The organism is Serratia sp. 2C06 (genome assembly GCF_050037615.1).
GTDB lineage: Bacteria > Pseudomonadota > Gammaproteobacteria > Enterobacterales > Enterobacteriaceae > Serratia > Serratia ureilytica.
Genome location: NZ_CP188299.1, coordinates 4,298,967 through 4,315,929 on the forward strand (window position 1 = coordinate 4,298,967; position 16,963 = coordinate 4,315,929).

Genomic DNA, 16,963 nt, shown 5'->3' on the forward strand with positions numbered 1-16,963 from the left:
TCCGTTTACCCACAAGGAGCGGCCGATGACTCCCCTGATCCACACTCTGCTCGACGAGATTTGGCAAAGCCTCGGGCAATGCCCTGCCCCCGCCGATCGCCTCACCGTAAGCGGCACCGGCGCATTGCCTTCGGCTTTTCCCGTGACCGAATTGGCCACCGCCGCCTGGAGCGCCGCAGGTTTAGCCTGCGCCGAGCTGCTGCGGCGCGAGGGCGCCGCCGCGCAGCAGGTTTGGGTCGATCAACGCCTGGCCTCGCTTTGGTTCGGCTGGACGCTACGCCCGCTGGGTTGGACGCTGCCCGCCGCCTGGGACGCGCTGGCCGGCGACTACGCCACGGCGGACGGCTGGATACGCCTGCATACCAATGCGCCACACCATCGGCGAGCGGTGGAACAGGTGCTGGGCCCGGCATCGAAGAAAGGCGCGCTGGCGGAACGTGTGATGGCCTGGAAAAAAAGCGAGCTGGAGGAAGCGGTGATCGCGGCCGGCGGCTGCGCAGCCCAAATGCGTTCGGCGGCCGCGTGGCGACAACATATTCAGGGTAAAAGCGTGGCGCTCGAACCGCTGATCCACACCGCATTGCAGCCGGAAGCGCCATCGCCCGGCTGGACGCTACCCGTCGCCCGGCCGCTGCACGGCGTGCGGGTGCTGGACCTGACGCGCATTCTTGCCGGGCCGATCGCCACGCGTTTTCTCGCCGGCTTGGGCGCCGACGTGCTGCGTATCGACCCTTACGGGTGGGATGAGCCCGGGGTCGAACACGAAGTGATGTTGGGCAAGCGCAGCGCGCGCCTCAATCTGACCAATGCGCGCGATCGCCATACGTTTGAGCACCTGCTGAGAAACGCCGACGTGATCGTGCACGGCTACCGCGCCGGCGCGCTGGAGAAACTGGGCTATGGCGCGGAGGAAAGGCACGCGCTGGCGCCGGGCCTGATCGACGTCTGCCTGAATGCCTACGGCTGGAGCGGGCCGTGGCGCACCCGGCGCGGTTTCGACAGTCTGGTGCAGATGAGCTGCGGGCTGGCGGAGGCGGGCATGGTTTGGCGCAGCGCCAGTTTGCCGGTGCCGCTGCCGGTACAGGCGCTGGATCACGCCACCGGCTATTTGATGGCGGCGGCGGTGCTGACCGGTATGACGCAGCGCCTGTACCGCGGCACCGGCTATCGCGCGCGCTTGTCGCTGGCGCGGACGGCGCAGCTGCTGCTGGCGCATCCCTACCCGACGCATTATCGGCCGGAACCGCTGACACCGGCCGGAAGCGCCGACGAGAACCCTGAAACGGAACTGACTCACTGGGGGGCCGCGCAACGCCTGCGCGCGCCGTTGAGTCTGCAGGGCACGGCGCTGCAATGGGCGCTGCCGGCGACCACGCTCGGCACCTCGCAACCGGAATGGCTACGCCGCTAAATCGCCGCCAACTGCTGCTGAAGCCACTGCAGCAAGCGGGTGACCGCCGGCGTCAACCCGGCGGTCTGCGGCCATGCCAGATAAACGTCGTCATCGCTCAGGCGACAGGGCGCGGCCAAGGCCACCAGCCTCCCCGCGTCGAGAGCATCCTGCACCAGCAGCTTTTTCGCCAACGCGATGCCAAACCCTTGCTCCGCCGCGCGAATCAATAATCCGGCATCGTTGAACAACGCCTGTTGCCGCCCGCATAACGGGCGCCCCTGCGCGTTGAACCAGTCGCGCCAGGGACTGACGTCGTGCTCGAGCAACGGAATATCGCCACCGTTCTCGAAAGCCGCCCCCCATTCTCGCGCCATATCCGGCGAAGCGACAGGCAACACGTCCCCCGAGGCGATGCGCTGCGCCTGCAGCCCCGCCCATTGACCGCTGCCGATGCGGATCGCCGCATCGAACCCCCGCTGCGACAGATCCTGCAGCGCCAGCGACGCATCGATATCCAGCGCAATATCGGCACAGGCCTCATGAAAAGCCGACAGACGCGGCAGCAGCCAGTAATGGGCAAAAGACGGCAACACGCTGATGCGGAGCGTCTGGCTTGCCGCCGCTCGCCGGGCGCGGGCGACGCCCTGCTGCAGCGCCTGCAGCGCCGGCTCTACCGCCGCCAGCAACTCTCGCCCGGCGGCATTCAGGCGCACACCGCGCCCGCGCCGTTCAAACAGCGGAGAGCCGACCGCCTGCTCCAACAGCTGAATTTGCTGGCTGACCGCGCCGTGCGTCAAATGCACCTGTTGCGCCGCAGCGCGCAAATTTTCCAACCTGGCGGCGATCGCAAAGGTCGGCAAGACATGCAAGGGAATGCGTTCACTCATCATTGGTTAACCAGGCTATCCAAAAAGGTTATTTTTCATCGATTTTGACCGGCAGGCAAATGTTCTATGTTTACCCCATCATCCCTGACGCTTTCGGAGCCGCCATGCACCCACGTTTACAACAGGACCTCGCACAGTTTCCGCAGATCCTCGATCACACCCGCCAACTGGCGGAAGATTTCCTGGCTGGGCTGCAGCAACGCTCGGTCTGCCCACCGCTCGAGCATCAGCAGCTGCAACCGGGCGACGATCGGCTCGACGAAAACGGCGAAGGCGCCCTGGCGGCGCTGGAGCGCTTTTGGCAACGTTATCAGGCCGGCATTTCCGCCAGCGCCGGCCCGCGTTATTTCGGCTTCGTCACCGGCGGCGGCACCCCGGCGGCGGTCGCAGCGGACTGGCTGGTTAGCGTGACAGACCAAAATAGCCTGCTCAGCCATGATACCATCGCAGCCACGATCGAGCTGGCGGCCGTGACGCAATTGAAATCCCTGCTGGGCCTGCCAGAAACGTTCAGCGGCAGCCTGGTCAGCGGCGCGACCATGGCCAATTTCACCGGGCTGGCCATTGGTCGGCAGTGGCTGGGGCAACAGCGCGGCGTGGATATCGCCCAACAAGGCCTGGCGGCGTTGGGCCCGATCCGGGTTCTTGGAGCCAATCCGCATTCCAGCAGCGTGAAGGCGCTCAGCATGCTCGGTATCGGCCGCGAGGCATTGACGATCGTCGCCAGCCTGCCGGAGTCTGAAGCCATGGATATGGCGGCGCTGGAGCGGCAGCTGGCCGCTAGCGCAGGCCAGCCAACGTTGGTACTGGCCAGTGCCGGCACGGTCAATACCGTCGCTTTCGACGATCTGCCGCAACTGCTGGCGCTGCGAGAGCGTTATCCATTTTGGCTGCATGTCGATGCGGCATTCGGCGGCGTGGCGGCCTGCTCGCCGCTCTACGCCCCAAGGCTCGAGGGCTGGCAGCATGCCGATTCCATCACCGTCGATGCGCACAAATGGCTGAACGTGCCTTATGACAGCGCGATCCAATTTACCCGCCATCTGGATCTGCAGATGCAGGTATTTCAGAACCATTCGGCCTACCTGGAAGCACCGACGCTGCGGCCAGACAACTATCTGCATCTGACGCCGGAAAATTCGCGCCGCTTCCGCGCCCTGCCGCTTTGGCTGACGCTGAAAGCCTATGGCCGCAGCGGCATACGAGATATCGTCGAGCGCAATGTCGAACTGGCGCAGGCGCTGGGAGCGGCGTTAGCGGCCGAGGACGGTTTCCATCTGTTGGCGCCCGTGAATATGAACGTGGTGTGCTTTGCCCTCAGTCATCCACAGGGCGACAGCGAAGCGGCGCGCGATCGCTTTCTCGAACGCCTTAGCCGGCATGGGGTGGCGCGTTGCACCCCTACGCGTTATAACGGCCAGCCGGGGATCCGCGCCGCGCTGGTCAACTGGATGACGGAGGAACAGGACATTCGCCTGACGCTGGACTCGCTGCGCCATTGCCTGACGGAGACGGCCTAAACGCCTGGCGCGTCACCCGGGCTGGAAGGCCTGCAAACGCCGTTCTTGCCGCCCGTCGTCGCCGATGTTATCCGGCGACAGCCAGGCGGCAAACGCCGAGCGCAGCGCCGGCCATTCTCCATCGATGATCGACAGCCAGTCGGTGTCGCGCGTGCGTCCTTTGACGACGACCGCCTGACGGAACGTGCCCTCATAGCGAAAGCCAAAACGCTCGGCGGCCTGACGCGAAGGCAGATTGAGGCTATCGCATTTCCATTCGCAGCGCCGGTAACCCAGATCGTCAAACAAATGGCGCAGCATCAGGAAAATGGCCTCGCTGCCGAGCGCACTGCGCTTCATCAGCGGGGACCAGTTGATGGTGCCCAGTTCAGCCGCACCGTTGGCGGGATCGATGCGCAAAAAAGCGCAGGTTCCTACCGCGCGCCCGTTCGCCTGATCGATCACCACCATCGTGCGCCTGTCGGCGCTGGACGCCAGGGCCTGCAGGTAATGCTGAAAATCCTCGCGCGTCTGCGGCCGCGCCCAAAACAGATAGGTCCAGTCGCGGTCGTCCTAGGCGGTTTGATAAGCCTGATAAAGCTCGTCGCCCCAACGTGCGAGGTTCAGCGGTTCCAGGCGGCAAAACCGCCCTGACAGTAACGCTTGCCCGGGCATGCCTGCCGGCTGCCAATGAGGGAGGGCATCGCCTATCGGCTGCCCATATTGATTTTGTCTCACCGCGACTTCCTGTTTTTGAAAGGTGCAAGAGCAAATTAAAACCGGCACGGGTCAGAAACAACTCCGACCTGCCGCCGCCCCTGCCGACCGGCTGGCAAGACGATAGTTTAGAAAAATCACTCAATCACCGATAAACATTCACACAAATGATTTCATATGAAATAAATATCCACATAACCTATTGTAAAATGGTGATTTATGGCAACAATTAAGCTACACATTCCAGCAATAATGTTAACTTTTGTTTGTTGTTATGATAAAAACAGAAGCGCTTATCATTAGCGAAAGGTGCCAAGACAATCATAACGCAATGATTTTTATGATTAAAAATAGAAGAACCCAGGAGCGAGTGCTTTTTGAGCACTTAAAAAGCACGCTAAAAGACTTCAAAAAAAAGACACATGAATTTTTTTTAAGACTTTTCCTAGCAAACTAAAATTTTGTTTCGTGACATGATGAACAGATTATCAGCAGACAATGCCGGCAGGCGCGGGCGCCAAGCGCGAATCAGGCCCATCATGCCGACGCCGGGCGAGTAGCGGATCGCTCTGACTTAAGCCAAACTTATAGATTCATGCGATTAATAAGTTTAGTATGAAAATATCATTGAGTGCCGTCGTGTTTATTGATAGAACACTCGCTACACTGAATTATTGTTCCATTTTGCCTTTCGGCTTTTTAGGCTTTTTCTCATATTACCGCAGTAAAACGGATTTAAGTGGGGGTGCGATATGCCAACGATTATCATGGATTCATGTAGCTATACCAGATTGGGGTTAACCGACTATCTGACTTCGCATGGCGTGAAGAAGCGCCATATTAATGCCATCGAGGACATTGACAGCCTGCATGAAAAATGCAGTAAGTTGAATCCTAGCCTGGTGTTTATTAACGAGGACTGCTTCATCCATGAAGCAAACGCCACGGAGCGAATAAAACGGGTGATTTCACTGCACCCGGATACGTTATTCTTCATCTTCATGGCTATTACCAATGTACATTTCGACGATTATTTATATGTTCGCAAGAACGTCATCATATCGTCAAAATCCATCAAACCAGAGACTATGAATCAGCTACTTAGTCATTATCTCGAGAAAAAATCCCTACGGGTGGAGAAATCCTCTCTGGATCAAACGCCGGTGACGCTGAGCCAAACTGAATCGAACATGTTACGCATGTGGATGTCCGGGCAAGGCACCATCCAGATATCAGACCAGATGCAAATAAAGGCCAAAACGGTCTCTTCCCACAAGGGAAACATCAAGCGGAAAATAAAAACGCACAACAAGCAGATCATTTACCACGTTGTCCGTTTGACCGACACATTGACTAGTGGAATATTCGTCAATAGCCGCTGAACCGTAGAGAACGCCCCCACTTTGTTTACCCATCGTTAATTTCCGGTGATAACGTAATCCGGTTCTCAAACGCTGGGATAACCAAAAGAATACCTGCTGCGTTATCCCCCGCTGGCGCAACGGGTATTTTTATGTCGTCGATAAAAAAAATCTTACCGTATTGAAATAATCTCAAAATAGACAGTTTCGTTAGCAAATTAATGAGATTGTTCGAAGTTACTGCCCGGGCGCGCCGCAAGGCTCCACAAAAGTGCCGTCACGGCTGTCGATTTCATTAAAAAACCACACGCCCGCCGGGTAGTCCTCAAGAGACACCAGATACATGGTACCTTCGTTGAAAACCTCTACGGCCAGAATGACGCCTTCGCGCCGTGGGCCACCATCTGTTTTTACCGTCACTCGATCGTTAACCTGCATACCCTTCCCCATTCTTTGCGATTGGCATCAGTGTATTACAAAACCCCGGGTGAAGGACACCGCCCCAGCCCTGCCGGTCTCTGCTATCAGCGTAGCAGCCGCCTGGGTTTTCACTTTCTTAACGGTTTGACCGCAGAATCTTAAGCCGGCCTCGCGTAACCTGTCTTCAGGCGTTTCCCCCCCAGAGAAGCGCTTGCAAATGAAGAAGTAACAAGGAACTTTTGCCCGCAGACTTGCGGGCTTTTTTTATGCGCCGTCAAATTGCAGGCATAAAAAAACCCGCCTCGGCGGGTTTTATTCAATCAGCGGTAGACGCCAATTAGATAGCGGTAACGTTAGCCGCAGATGGACCTTTCGCACCGTTCTCGATAGAGAACTGTACGTTCTGGCCTTCAGCCAGGGTCTTGAAGCCTTGATCCTGGATAGCAGAGAAGTGTACGAATACGTCTTTGCTGCCGTCTGCTGGGGTGATGAAACCAAAACCTTTAGCTTCGTTGAACCACTTCACTTGACCTTTGATCATGTTGGACATGTCTAATTTCCTTCAATAATAATGTTAGCCGCCATGGGCGAGATAGCCGGTCATCAGTTACTTATGGAGGCACTGGAAAGGAAATTCGTCAGAGAAGGGCTATCCGGGATAACGCTTTAAATTTGAACTACTTTACTCAAAATGTCGTGCATAAATAGGTCTGTACCACAGGCCGACATCATTAACTCACGAGCGAGCGGCAATAGCAACCTTTTTCGCCGTGCAGGGGCGTTAATCTCGGCTAAACGCACAGGATTTGACCCCGTCTGCCTACGGGATCGCCAGCTGAATCCCCATTACGCCGCAGTCAAATGATAGTAATTCTCGTTTTACTGTTTTATAGTTGCCCGGCGTAATCATCCAGGGAGACCCACCATGCCGAGATGGCTCACATTACCGGCCGCCAGCGCCGCCGCCCTGCTGGCCTTTGCCGCTTACAGCGCTCCGCTTGGCGCGCTGGAGCTGAATTATCAAGCCCCCGATCCCAGCGTCGCCCCTGCGCCCAAGCCGCCGACGTCGCCTGGGCCCGCGCCCAAGGCCGAGAAACCGCCGATCACTTGGGCAGAGGCGCGAGATAAAAACGGTTTTCGCGTCGACATCGAGTGCGATCATCCGGGCTGCAGCAAGCCGCGCACCAAACCTTATCCCGCGTATGACGGCCCGGTGAAGAAAACCGATCGCCGCCGCCAATCCGATCCTTATTCCACCAACCAGGATCCCGATTACAACATTCAGTTAGGCTATGAGTGGTAATGACGCTTTCGGAGAATGCCTATACCTCACGCAATCACGGCCGCTTAGAATGGCGTCAGTTCACCACCCCTCCTGGTGTTGAACATGACAAGCTGTGTTGCAAATCTTTATGCGCCTCCCTATAGTAGGCGCTTTTTTTTGCCCTTCTCGCATCACACCTTCCCGATTACAGATTGGTCTCATTGCCCTGCAAAGTGATGAATGTCACAAATACGCCTCCTTGCCATTCTTATTCGGAGGTGATGTTCATGGCCACAGGATCTCTTACCCTCCTGGCCGTCTTGGCCGGCATTGCGGGCTATGCGCTCTATAAACACTTCAAATCTCAGAAGAAAAGTGCATTCGTCCGCCCGCACGATCGGTAACCGACAACGCATTTTCACCGCGAAGGCGCGGCACGCCGCACGCCGCGCCTGCGGTTACCGTCATCCTTTCATCACAAAACTGTCACAATATGGCCATATGATGATTAGCGATTATCCGTTCTGGCTTAACACCAAGGATTTCGCCCATGACCATAATTAAAGCTGCAAACCACCAGGAAGCAGAAAAGCTCATCCGCGCCGGCACAGCCAAGAAAATCGAACTGGCTTACGACATCGGCAGCGACGATTTCTTCCAGCTTGCCAGCCTGTGGTGCGATAAAGGCGCCAAGATCTCCAAGGGAAAAGAACACTTTATCGTTTCATTGAAAGGGTTCCGCATCCCCCCTAACGATTGATGCCCAGCCGCCCATCGCGGCGGCGTCTCCTTCTCTTCCTCGCAAAACCGCTCTATTCGACCACGCGCACCTCATTCGATTTCGCTAAGCTAACAGCAGACTTTATTGTGGACGCGCCACCTGATAACCGCGTCCGCCACGATGAGGAGAGTAACCATGTCAACGAATGCACCGCTGCCCGACACGATGAAAGCGATTGAGATCAGCCAACCCGGCGCCCCCGAGGTTCTGGTCGTCGCCGAACGTCCGGTGCCGGTTCCGCAAGCGGGCCAACTTCTGATGAAAATCGCCGCCGCCGGCGTTAACCGCCCCGACGTGCTGCAACGTCAGGGGAACTATGCGCCACCGCCCGGCGCCTCGGATATTCCCGGCCTCGAAATTGCCGGCGAAGTGGTAGCCATCGGTGAAGGCGTGACCCGCTTCGCAATCGGCGATCGGGTTTGCGCCCTCATCGCCGGCGGTGGCTATGCGCAATACTGCGCCGTGCATGAAAGCAATGCGCTGCCGGTTCCGGCGGGCCTGAGCCTGACCGAGGCCGCCGCGCTGCCGGAAACCTTCTTTACCGTCTGGGTCAACGTGTTCCAGCGCGGTCACCTCAAAGCCGGCGAGACCGTGTTGATCCACGGCGGCACCTCGGGTATCGGCACGGTCGCCACCATGCTGGCGAAAGCCTTCTGCGCCCAGGTGATCACCACCGTCGGTTCAGAAGAGAAGCGTCAGGCGAGCCTGGCGCTGGGCGCCGACGTGGCGATTAATTACCGCAACGAAGACTTTGTCGCCCGCACCAAAGACGCCACTAACGGCAAAGGCGCCGACGTGATCGTCGATCTGATCGCCGGCGACTATGTGGCCAAGAACTATCAGGCCGCAGCGATGGAAGGCCGTATCGTGCAAATCGGCACGCAAAACGGCGTGGTAAAAGAGCTCAACCTGATGCCGCTGCTCTTGAAACGCTTGACCCATACCGGTTCGACGCTGCGTTCGCGCAGCGTCGCGGACAAAGCGCAGATTGCCGCCGAGCTGCACGAGAAAGTTTGGCCGCTGCTGGAGCGCGGCGTGCTGAAACCGCAAATCTTTAAAACCTTCCCGCTTGAAGAGGCGGCCGCCGCGCATGCGCTGATGGAATCCAGCGAGCACATCGGCAAAATCATGCTGACGTTCTGAGACCTTTCCCCGCAGCGGGGCTGTGGGGAAATTTATGCCGCATTCAGGGAATGATGCGGCGACGGCGGAATGCATCGATCAGCGAGAAAAACATGGCCTCGGTTTCGACAAACTGATGGAAACCGAAACGCCGCGCCTTGCTGCCGTCCGCGAACATGTCGTAGTCCCAGGAAAAGACGAAATCGGCGAAACGCCAGCCGGCCACCGCCCGGTAATCGGGCTCGGTCAAGGAGTGCCGTTGCGCCAGCTCGCGCCACAGCGGCGCTTTGTCCGCCATCATGTTTTCCAGCGTCATCGGCAACGGCGGCGCACATTCCAGCCCGAAGTACGCGGCGATTTTCGGCCACATTTCGCTCCAGCGAAACAGATCGCCGTTGTTGATGTTAAACGCCTGATTGGCTGCCGCAGGTTCGGTCGCCGCCCAGAGCGTGGCGCGTGCCAGCAGTCCGGCGTCGGTCATTTCCAACAGGCTGTGGTAAGCGCCCGGCTTCCCGGGAAAGCGCAGCGGCAGCCCGAGCGCTTTACTGATCGAGGCGTAAACCGCGATGCTTAACGCCAGATTCATCGGGTTGCCGAGCGAGAAGCCCCCCACGACGCTCGGGCGAATGGCGCTCCAACGCCAGCGCTTGCCTGTTTGGCGCTGCTCCAGATACTGCTGCTGCGCCGCGTTAAACTCCGGCGGCATATGCCCGGCATCGCTTTCACGCGCCGGCGTTTTAAACGGCCCCAAATGCGCGCCATAAACTTTATAGCCCTGCATCAGGCTGATATGTTCCAACGCCGGCGCAATCGGCTCCAGCCCTTCGACAACGTGTTGCAACATTTGCAGGTTCGGCGCCACCAGCCCCGCCCAATCCGGAGCATCTTGATAGGCGGCATAGAAAACGTGGCTAATCGCGCTCAGCGGACGCAGCGCGTCCCGCGTCGCCGCCGCATCCAGCAGGTCAACCTGCAGGTGGCGCACCCCAGGCGCCGGTTCGCCGCCCCGGCGCGAGACGCCCACCACTTGCCAACCTTGGTCAATCAGCTCCTCAATCAATCGGCGCCCAATCACGCCATTGGCGCCGATCACCAGCGCCTGTCGCTTTGCGTTCATTTTGTCACCCCTCGGATTATCGATACCCTGAGTGTTATTGATTAGCGATACTTGCGGTAGATGAGGGTTTCCACTAACACTAATAAGAAATATCTATAGGCAAAATCGACATGGATAAGCTGAACGCAATGAAAACCTTTATGCGGGTGGCGGAGCTGGGCAGCCTGTCGGCCGCCGCGCGCGATCTGCGTTTGACGCAGCCGGCGGTCAGTCAGCAAATCGCCGGTCTGGAACAGCAGTTGGGGGCGCAGCTGCTGTTTCGCAGCACGCGTGCGGTCACCCTGACGGAGGCCGGCAATGATTACTATCAGCGCCTCAAACCGATTATGGCGGCGGTCGACGAAGCGGAAGAGGCATTGCACGGCCAGCACCACCAGCTGCAGGGCAATTTGCGCCTGCATGCGCCGACCGGATTCGGACAACGGCATATCACCCCTTTGGCCATCGCGTTCCAAAAACGTCATCCGGATCTCACCATCGAGCTGCTGCTGGACGATCGCCGCGCCGACGTCATCGGCGAAGGCATCGACGTGGCGCTGCGCTTCGGCGAATTGCATGCGCCCGGCATGGTGGCGAAACGGTTGGGTGAGCTGCAACGCCTGCTGGTCGCGTCGCCGGCCTATCTGGCCAGGCATGGCGCCCCTCGTTCGCCGGCGGATCTGGTGAAACATGCGCACATTCGCTACAGCGGCCTAAACGACGGCGATACGCTCACCCTGCTCGGCCCCCACGGCGCCGAGATGGTCGCGCTGCGGCCCACGTTTCGCGCCAACAATACCTTATCGCTGCTGGCGGCCATCGAGGCCGGGGCCGGCATCGGTGGCGCTCAGCGGCCGCTGATCGGCGAACAGCTGGCGACGGGGGCGCTGGTTCCCGTCTTGCCGGAATACCGCTACCCGCCCATGGCGCTGCATGCGGTCTATCCCGCTTTACGTTTTATTCCGCAGAAAGTGCGCGCCTGGGTGGCGCATTTGCAACAGGCGTTGACGGCGATCGAGGGAATTAGCGGAGTGAATGCCCCCGGCCAGACGCCGGGAGCATAATCATTATTTGAACAGTTTGCCGACCATGTCGCCCAGTTCATTGCTGTCTTGCTGCACTTCACCGTTTGGCGAAGCGGCATCCGCTACCGTCGGCAAGAACTGTGCAATGGTGCTGGACGCCTGGGCCGGATCGACGCCCAGCTTTTCAGCCAATTGATTGATCGCATCGCTGCCCAACGCCTGCTGCACATGATCGCCTGTAATCGGCTGGTTTTCGCCGTTACCGAGCCAGGAACCGACGATATCGCCGAACTGCCCCTGGCGGAACTTGTCCAAAATGGCCTGCAGGCCGCCTTGTTGCTCGACCCACTGCATAATGGCGATGTAGTCGATGCCTTTGCCGTTGGCGCCGCCGCCCAGAATGTTACCCAATACGCTATCGAACAGACCCATGATATTCCCCTTTCAGCCGCTGCGGCCCGTGCCGCACAGCCGGATTGATTTCACGAAAAAGGGCCGCCGCGGCGACCCTGTTGAGCAACGGCTGCTTAGCCTTTGATCTTCCTGTAGACAAAAAGCACCACCAGGGCACCGATGACCGCCACCACGAAGCTGCCCAGGTTAAAACCGTCAACGCGCCCCATACCGAAGAAGGTGCTGATATAGCCGCCGACGACGGCGCCCACGATCCCCAGTATAACGGTAACAATAAAGCCGCCGCCGTCTTTGCCCGGCATAATCCATTTAGCCAGGATACCGGCGATTAAACCAAAAATGATCCAGGAAATGATGCCCATTTTTACTCTCCCTATTGCCTTTTGCCTAACAGAAATCCTATTACCAGGCCCACGACGGCGCCGGCGCCTACCCCTGCCCAAGGGTTATCCTTGATGCAGGCACATGATTGCTCGAGCGCTGCCTTTACGCCGCTGCGCACTTCGCAGGCGGTGGTTTTAACGTAGTCGCTCGGTTGCTCAACACCGCTTAGATCGTCATTTTCATATGACATGTCAAATCCTTACAGACCCGCCCTCTGAGAACTTCGTCACCTGTTTCACGTCCGGCGCTGCCCGTTCCGCGATCTTGCTCTGGACACTCTGCCCACAGCCGTTCAAGACGGGGCGTACGGCGACAAACGCACAACATCACACTATGACTATAGTAAAAAATCAGCGGTTTACCCATTTCCGTCCGTCTGAATTTCACCGCGTCAAAAGCGATCGCATTTCATCCCATTGTCATCTGGGCAGGCTAAACTTTAAACACAGCCTCCTGGAGGAAACGCCGATGTTCAATGCCCCTTTTGTCCTGATTCTCGCGCTGCTGTATGCGCTGGCGGCCGTTTGGGACGGTTCCGCCGCGCTGCTGTTTCTCTAAGGTTACATAGTGGTTGTCACTTTTGCGATGCGCTGAATTGTGTCCTTATTTTTCAATGTCGCCAGCCGGTTGAAATAGCGGTGAATATCCGCCCTTCCCTCGGTAAAAATCTCATTTCGTTCCGTTTTCCGTCTGCGCTTAAATAAAGCGTAAAAAAAAAAGCATGAATGGAAAACCCGGTCTCACAAAAAATGCTCTATCATTTCGCCCATAACAATTTGGGTTAAGGTCCCATTGCGAAATTAAAGGAAGAACAGAAAAAATGATTTTAAACCAACGCTTTGAGCGCGAATTCTTGCGCCCTCGTTATTGGTTGCTGTGGATAGGGCTGGGAATACTCTATCTATTGGTGTTATTGCCCTATCCGCTCATTTATCGGCTTGGACACGGCCTTGGCAGAATCGCCATGCCCCTGATGAAACGCCGGGTAAAAATAGCGCGCCGTAATTTAGAACTCTGTTTCCCTGAGATGCCCGCCGCCGAACGAGAGGCGCTGATTGTCAAAAATTTTGAGTCCGTCGGCATGGGCCTGTTCGAAGTCGGCATGGCCTGGTTCTGGCCTGACTGGCGCATCGCCCGTTGGTTTAAGGTGAGCGGCATGGAAAACATGCAGCTGGCGCGTCAGAACGGGAAAGGCGTGCTGCTGATCGGCCTGCATTTCCTCACTCTGGAGCTGGGCGCGCGCATCTTCGGCATGCAAAACCCCGGCATCGGCGTACACCGCCCGCACAATAACAAGCTGATGGAATGGGTGCAGACCTGGGGCCGGCTGCGCTCGAATAAATTCATGATCGATCGTAAAGATATCAAAGGCATGATCCGCAACCTGAAGCAGGGTGAAATCCTGTGGTACGCGCCGGACCACGATTACGGCCCGCAAAGCAGCGTGTTCGCGCCGTTCTTCGCCGTGGAAAACGCCGCCACGACGACCGGCACCTATATCCTGGCGCGCATGGGGCGGCCGTCGATCGTGCCATTCGTGCCGCGCCGCCTGCCGAATGCCCGCGGCTACGAGCTGATCGTGCAGCCGCCGCTGACGGACTTCCCGCTGGACGATGAAACGCGCGCAGCGGCCATGATGAACCGCGTGGTGGAAGAACAGGTGCTGCTGGCGCCCGATCAATACATGTGGTTGCACCGCCGCTTTAAAACCCGCCCCCCCGGCGAACCTTCGCTGTATTAACCGCCTTCGTGCCTTCGCCCGCCCTGCCGGCGGCGAAGGCGCTCACCTCGCACGAGCATTCTACGTCAGGGGGACTACACTAATAAGTCACCGACGGCAATTATTGCCGCCAGCAATCATTTCTTCCCGCCCGAGGGCCGGTCGTTGCCTGTCGGGCCACAACCGAGGTCAATGTCATGCTGGTACAACCCTATTTGTTCTTCAGCGGTAACTGTGAGCAAGCGATTAACTTCTATGTACAGCAGTTGAATGCCAAAATTGAAATGGTCATGCGCTTTAAAGACATGCCCGAAGAAGCCCGCCAAGGCGGGCCGCAGGACGTCAATCCTGAAGCGATCATGCATGCGCGTCTGCTGATTGGCGACGGCGTGCTGATGGCCTCCGACGGCTGTCCGCAGGATGACAGCGGCGGCGCTTCCCACAAAGGCTTCTCGCTGTCGCTGAACCCCAGCGACGCGGAACAAGGACGCAAACTGTTCGATAAGCTGGCGCAGGGCGGCCAGGTGACGATGCCTTATCAAGCCACCTTCTGGGCCAAAGGCTTCGGCATGCTGACCGACAAATTCGGCGTCAACTGGATGATCAACGTCGAATAACCCCGCATGGCGCCGCTAGCTGTAGCGGTGCCAGTCATACGCCGCTTTGGCGAACAGCGCGAACAACACCGTCAACAGCGCCAGCCCCAACCGCCAGTAAGGCGACCGTCGCCGCCGCCAGGCGAAGAACATCATCACCGCCAGCGCCCCCAGCGTGAGGGGGTAATACACCGCCAGCGTCAGTAAAGCGATAATGATGTAATCCGACATGGCTCTTTTACTCCTTCGCGTTCACACCGCCGCAAATGCGGGGTGCGAGGCGCCTTTCTCCCTATCGCCACGTTAAGGGCTAGAGGTCTGGCGCATTTATGCATAAAATATAAGATTGCTCTTAACTCAAATTGAATAGTAATCAAACAACAAGGGTGACATGACTCAGCAGCAACCCATACAGGATGCCGCGGCGCCGCGCAGCGTTAAAAGCTCCCCATTATTATTTCAGGCCGGCGTGTTTGTCATCATCGTTGCCGCCACGCTGATCCTCTTTAACAGCTGGCAAATCTGGAACGCGCACCAGCGGGATCTGCGCAGCGCCGAGCATGAATCCGCCAACCTAGCCCGTTCGCTGGCGCAGCATGCCGACGATACCTTCATGCAGGTAGACGGCAATCTGCTCGATCTGACCGAACGTCTCCAGAACGACGGACTGGGGCCCTCGCAATTGACCCGGCTGCAACGGGTGATGCAAACCCAGGTCGGCAACCTGCCGCAGCTGCACGGGATGTTTATCTACGATGCGAGCGGCCGCTGGCTGGCGACCTCCTCGGGCAAATTCATCAAGAACGCCAACAACGCCGATCGCGATTACTTCAAATATCACCAAAACCGCGATGGCGGCGGTCTGTACATCGGCGAGGTGATCCGCAGCCGCACCACCGGCGATCTGATCATCCCCGTTTCGCGGCGCTTCAACAACCCGGACGGCAGCTTTGGCGGCGTGGTGCTGGCGACGTTGTACGTCGATTATTTTCGCCAGTTTTACGACAGTTTCGCCCTCAACACCGACGCCTCGCTAAATCTGCTGCTGGCGGACGGCACCATCCTCTACCGCCGCCCTTACTCGGCGGCCTCGATCGGTAAAAATATCGCCAAGGGCGTGTTGTTCAGCGAAATATTGCCGCATTCGGAATTCGGCAACGCCACCATCACCTCGCTGTACGACAAAGTGGAGCGCATCTACGGCTATTCGCGGGTCAACCGCTTTCCGCTGGTGATCGCCGCCGGGCTGTCGAAACGCGACGCACTGGCGGACTGGCGCACCGACGCCGGCCTGTTCGCCGCCGGCGGCCTCTCTCTGCTGATGATCCTGCTGGCGATGGGCACGGTGCTGCTGCGGCAAATCAAGCACAGCATGCAAACCGAAGCCGAGCTGATGCGTACCCGCGATCAGCTGACCAGCATCAACCAGATGCTGGAAGAACTGGCACTGCTGGACAGCCTGACCGGCCTGGCCAACCGCCGCCAGTTTGACATCGCGCTGAAGAACGAGCTGGCGCGCGCCTCGCGCAACTACCGCAGCGTGGCGCTGCTGATGCTGGATATCGACTACTTCAAGCAGTACAACGACAGCTACGGCCACGTCGCCGGCGACCAGTGCCTGCAGCAGATCGGCCAGACGCTGAAAGGGTTGGCGTGCCGCAGCAACGATATTCTGGCGCGCTACGGCGGCGAAGAGATGGGGATTATCCTGCCGGATACCGACGTGCAGGGCGCGCTGATTTTCGCCGAACGCGTCATCCAGGCGGTGCGCGATCTGAAGATCCCGCATCAGGGCAACCCGCACGGCATCGTCACCATCAGCATCGGCATCTGCGCCAAAGTGCCGCATATGTATAACGATACGCCGATCAGCTTTATCAATGAGGCGGACAGCGCGCTGTATCAGGCCAAGAAAAAAGGCAAAAACTGCATTTACGGCGCTTAATCACTCATCGGGCCACCAAAATTGGGCGGCCCGATTTATTCCCACGACAAAAATGAAATAATTTCCTACCGAAACATTATTTCCCCAATTTGCCCCGCTCTCGAATGAAATAACGCCAATAAATAAGCAGCATATTTATTTCCATTACAATTCAATAAGATAAAAAACTCGCTATTCAGCGGACAATTCGTGCCATTTTTGATTATTCGTGCCTACACCGAACCTCGTTTAGCCTCCGTTTACTTTTCATTGGCATTGCCGGTGATACCCTTAGCAGGACTATTCTATATATCAGGAAGCCATCGCACGCTTCGGCGCACTGCGCCCTGCTGATACATC

The 16,963-nt window shown here is 57.9% G+C and carries 18 protein-coding genes and 1 pseudogene; 10 read left to right on the plus strand and 9 right to left on the minus strand.

Features of this window, described 5'->3' with window-relative positions; translation table 11 throughout:
* Window positions 1-25 precede the first annotated feature (25 nt).
* Window positions 26-1,411: a CoA transferase gene (locus ACP3TA_RS21115; RefSeq protein WP_206196312.1), complete on the plus strand. Its 1,386-nt coding sequence runs from the start codon at window positions 26-28 to the stop codon at window positions 1,409-1,411.
* On the opposite strand, the gene ACP3TA_RS21120 is transcribed toward ACP3TA_RS21115, so the two are convergent.
* A complete protein-coding gene (locus ACP3TA_RS21120) occupies window positions 1,408-2,283 on the minus strand; it encodes a LysR substrate-binding domain-containing protein (protein WP_033643592.1) in 876 nt (291 codons plus the stop codon). The genes ACP3TA_RS21115 and ACP3TA_RS21120 overlap by 4 nt on opposite strands.
* Before the next feature lie 101 nt (window positions 2,284-2,384).
* On the opposite strand from ACP3TA_RS21120, the gene ACP3TA_RS21125 reads away from it, so the two are divergent.
* Complete coding sequence (locus tag ACP3TA_RS21125; protein ID WP_206196311.1) at window positions 2,385-3,800, plus strand: pyridoxal phosphate-dependent decarboxylase family protein; 1,416 nt, start codon at window positions 2,385-2,387, stop codon at window positions 3,798-3,800.
* A 12-nt stretch (window positions 3,801-3,812) separates the two neighbouring features.
* Here ACP3TA_RS21125 and ACP3TA_RS21130 read toward each other — a convergent pair.
* Window positions 3,813-4,454, minus strand: a pseudogene (locus ACP3TA_RS21130) (GNAT family N-acetyltransferase).
* 794 nt (window positions 4,455-5,248) lie between these two features.
* On the opposite strand from ACP3TA_RS21130, the gene rcsA reads away from it, so the two are divergent.
* Window positions 5,249-5,878 carry a transcriptional regulator RcsA gene (gene rcsA, locus ACP3TA_RS21135; protein WP_019453510.1) on the plus strand — a complete coding sequence of 210 codons (630 nt, stop codon included), beginning with the start codon at window positions 5,249-5,251 and terminating at the stop codon, window positions 5,876-5,878.
* Between the two features lie 216 nt (window positions 5,879-6,094).
* Here the strand turns inward: rcsA and dsrB are convergent, their stop codons facing one another.
* Window positions 6,095-6,295 carry a protein DsrB gene (gene dsrB / locus ACP3TA_RS21140; RefSeq protein WP_033643594.1) on the minus strand — a complete coding sequence of 67 codons (201 nt, stop codon included), beginning with the start codon at window positions 6,293-6,295 and terminating at the stop codon, window positions 6,095-6,097.
* A gap of 319 nt (window positions 6,296-6,614) precedes the next feature.
* Window positions 6,615-6,827, minus strand: a complete 213-nt coding sequence (gene cspE, locus ACP3TA_RS21145) for a transcription antiterminator/RNA stability regulator CspE (RefSeq protein WP_004935122.1) — start codon at window positions 6,825-6,827, stop codon at window positions 6,615-6,617.
* A gap of 375 nt (window positions 6,828-7,202) precedes the next feature.
* On the opposite strand from cspE, the gene ACP3TA_RS21150 reads away from it, so the two are divergent.
* The 3 genes from ACP3TA_RS21150 (at window position 7,203) to ACP3TA_RS21160 (ending at window position 9,465) form a co-directional block, all read left to right on the plus strand.
* Complete coding sequence (locus tag ACP3TA_RS21150; protein WP_033643595.1) at window positions 7,203-7,580, plus strand: hypothetical protein; 378 nt, start codon at window positions 7,203-7,205, stop codon at window positions 7,578-7,580.
* A gap of 511 nt (window positions 7,581-8,091) precedes the next feature.
* Window positions 8,092-8,301 carry a hypothetical protein gene (locus ACP3TA_RS21155; protein WP_004935132.1) on the plus strand — a complete coding sequence of 70 codons (210 nt, stop codon included), beginning with the start codon at window positions 8,092-8,094 and terminating at the stop codon, window positions 8,299-8,301.
* A 156-nt stretch (window positions 8,302-8,457) separates the two neighbouring features.
* Entirely contained in the window at window positions 8,458-9,465 is a 1,008-nt protein-coding gene (locus tag ACP3TA_RS21160; RefSeq protein WP_426784421.1) for an NAD(P)H-quinone oxidoreductase, read from the plus strand.
* Window positions 9,466-9,508: 43 nt separating this feature from the next.
* Here ACP3TA_RS21160 and ACP3TA_RS21165 read toward each other — a convergent pair whose 3' ends face one another.
* Window positions 9,509-10,561 (minus strand): SDR family oxidoreductase, encoded by a 1,053-nt coding sequence (locus ACP3TA_RS21165; RefSeq protein WP_426784422.1) that lies wholly within the window; start codon window positions 10,559-10,561, stop codon window positions 9,509-9,511.
* Between the two features lie 110 nt (window positions 10,562-10,671).
* On the opposite strand from ACP3TA_RS21165, the gene ACP3TA_RS21170 reads away from it, so the two are divergent.
* Window positions 10,672-11,604, plus strand: a complete 933-nt coding sequence (locus ACP3TA_RS21170) for a LysR family transcriptional regulator (protein ID WP_033650815.1) — start codon at window positions 10,672-10,674, stop codon at window positions 11,602-11,604.
* A 3-nt stretch (window positions 11,605-11,607) separates the two neighbouring features.
* Here the strand turns inward: ACP3TA_RS21170 and ACP3TA_RS21175 are convergent, their stop codons facing one another.
* The 3 genes from ACP3TA_RS21175 to ACP3TA_RS21185 all read right to left on the minus strand — a co-directional run bounded on the left by ACP3TA_RS21175 (window position 11,608) and on the right by ACP3TA_RS21185 (window position 12,553).
* Entirely contained in the window at window positions 11,608-11,997 is a 390-nt protein-coding gene (locus tag ACP3TA_RS21175) for a YidB family protein (protein WP_019453502.1), read from the minus strand.
* A gap of 95 nt (window positions 11,998-12,092) precedes the next feature.
* Window positions 12,093-12,341: a GlsB/YeaQ/YmgE family stress response membrane protein gene (locus tag ACP3TA_RS21180; RefSeq protein WP_004935146.1), complete on the minus strand. Its 249-nt coding sequence runs from the start codon at window positions 12,339-12,341 to the stop codon at window positions 12,093-12,095.
* Window positions 12,342-12,352: 11 nt separating this feature from the next.
* Window positions 12,353-12,553, minus strand: coding sequence for a glycine zipper domain-containing protein (locus ACP3TA_RS21185; protein ID WP_033643599.1), 201 nt, complete (start codon window positions 12,551-12,553; stop codon window positions 12,353-12,355).
* Between the two features lie 630 nt (window positions 12,554-13,183).
* Here ACP3TA_RS21185 and ACP3TA_RS21190 point away from each other — a divergent pair.
* Both ACP3TA_RS21190 and ACP3TA_RS21195 read left to right on the plus strand, forming a co-directional pair.
* Window positions 13,184-14,104: a Kdo(2)-lipid IV(A) acyltransferase gene (locus tag ACP3TA_RS21190; protein ID WP_046687368.1), complete on the plus strand. Its 921-nt coding sequence runs from the start codon at window positions 13,184-13,186 to the stop codon at window positions 14,102-14,104.
* A gap of 176 nt (window positions 14,105-14,280) precedes the next feature.
* Complete coding sequence (locus tag ACP3TA_RS21195; RefSeq protein ID WP_033643601.1) at window positions 14,281-14,700, plus strand: VOC family protein; 420 nt, start codon at window positions 14,281-14,283, stop codon at window positions 14,698-14,700.
* 15 nt (window positions 14,701-14,715) lie between these two features.
* Here ACP3TA_RS21195 and ACP3TA_RS21200 read toward each other — a convergent pair whose 3' ends face one another.
* Window positions 14,716-14,910 (minus strand): hypothetical protein, encoded by a 195-nt coding sequence (locus tag ACP3TA_RS21200; RefSeq protein ID WP_033643602.1) that lies wholly within the window; start codon window positions 14,908-14,910, stop codon window positions 14,716-14,718.
* A 160-nt stretch (window positions 14,911-15,070) separates the two neighbouring features.
* On the opposite strand from ACP3TA_RS21200, the gene ACP3TA_RS21205 reads away from it, so the two are divergent.
* Entirely contained in the window at window positions 15,071-16,624 is a 1,554-nt protein-coding gene (locus ACP3TA_RS21205; RefSeq protein ID WP_033643603.1) for a sensor domain-containing diguanylate cyclase, read from the plus strand.
* Window positions 16,625-16,963: the final 339 nt, after the last annotated feature.

Bases quoted from the DNA above. Each gene is read 5' to 3' on its own strand.
- ACP3TA_RS21115 (WP_206196312.1), top strand. From the start codon at position 26: ATGACTCCCCTGATCCACACTCTGCTCGACGAGATTTGGCAAAGCCTC.
- ACP3TA_RS21120 (WP_033643592.1), bottom strand. From the start codon at position 2,283: ATGATGAGTGAACGCATTCCCTTGCATGTCTTGCCGACCTTTGCGATC.
- ACP3TA_RS21125 (WP_206196311.1), top strand. From the start codon at position 2,385: ATGCACCCACGTTTACAACAGGACCTCGCACAGTTTCCGCAGATCCTC.
- rcsA (WP_019453510.1), top strand. From the start codon at position 5,249: ATGCCAACGATTATCATGGATTCATGTAGCTATACCAGATTGGGGTTA.
- dsrB (WP_033643594.1), bottom strand. From the start codon at position 6,295: ATGCAGGTTAACGATCGAGTGACGGTAAAAACAGATGGTGGCCCACGG.
- cspE (WP_004935122.1), bottom strand. From the start codon at position 6,827: ATGTCCAACATGATCAAAGGTCAAGTGAAGTGGTTCAACGAAGCTAAA.
- ACP3TA_RS21150 (WP_033643595.1), top strand. From the start codon at position 7,203: ATGCCGAGATGGCTCACATTACCGGCCGCCAGCGCCGCCGCCCTGCTG.
- ACP3TA_RS21155 (WP_004935132.1), top strand. From the start codon at position 8,092: ATGACCATAATTAAAGCTGCAAACCACCAGGAAGCAGAAAAGCTCATC.
- ACP3TA_RS21160 (WP_426784421.1), top strand. From the start codon at position 8,458: ATGTCAACGAATGCACCGCTGCCCGACACGATGAAAGCGATTGAGATC.
- ACP3TA_RS21165 (WP_426784422.1), bottom strand. From the start codon at position 10,561: ATGAACGCAAAGCGACAGGCGCTGGTGATCGGCGCCAATGGCGTGATT.
- ACP3TA_RS21170 (WP_033650815.1), top strand. From the start codon at position 10,672: ATGGATAAGCTGAACGCAATGAAAACCTTTATGCGGGTGGCGGAGCTG.
- ACP3TA_RS21175 (WP_019453502.1), bottom strand. From the start codon at position 11,997: ATGGGTCTGTTCGATAGCGTATTGGGTAACATTCTGGGCGGCGGCGCC.
- ACP3TA_RS21180 (WP_004935146.1), bottom strand. From the start codon at position 12,341: ATGGGCATCATTTCCTGGATCATTTTTGGTTTAATCGCCGGTATCCTG.
- ACP3TA_RS21185 (WP_033643599.1), bottom strand. From the start codon at position 12,553: ATGTCATATGAAAATGACGATCTAAGCGGTGTTGAGCAACCGAGCGAC.
- ACP3TA_RS21190 (WP_046687368.1), top strand. From the start codon at position 13,184: ATGATTTTAAACCAACGCTTTGAGCGCGAATTCTTGCGCCCTCGTTAT.
- ACP3TA_RS21195 (WP_033643601.1), top strand. From the start codon at position 14,281: ATGCTGGTACAACCCTATTTGTTCTTCAGCGGTAACTGTGAGCAAGCG.
- ACP3TA_RS21200 (WP_033643602.1), bottom strand. From the start codon at position 14,910: ATGTCGGATTACATCATTATCGCTTTACTGACGCTGGCGGTGTATTAC.
- ACP3TA_RS21205 (WP_033643603.1), top strand. From the start codon at position 15,071: ATGACTCAGCAGCAACCCATACAGGATGCCGCGGCGCCGCGCAGCGTT.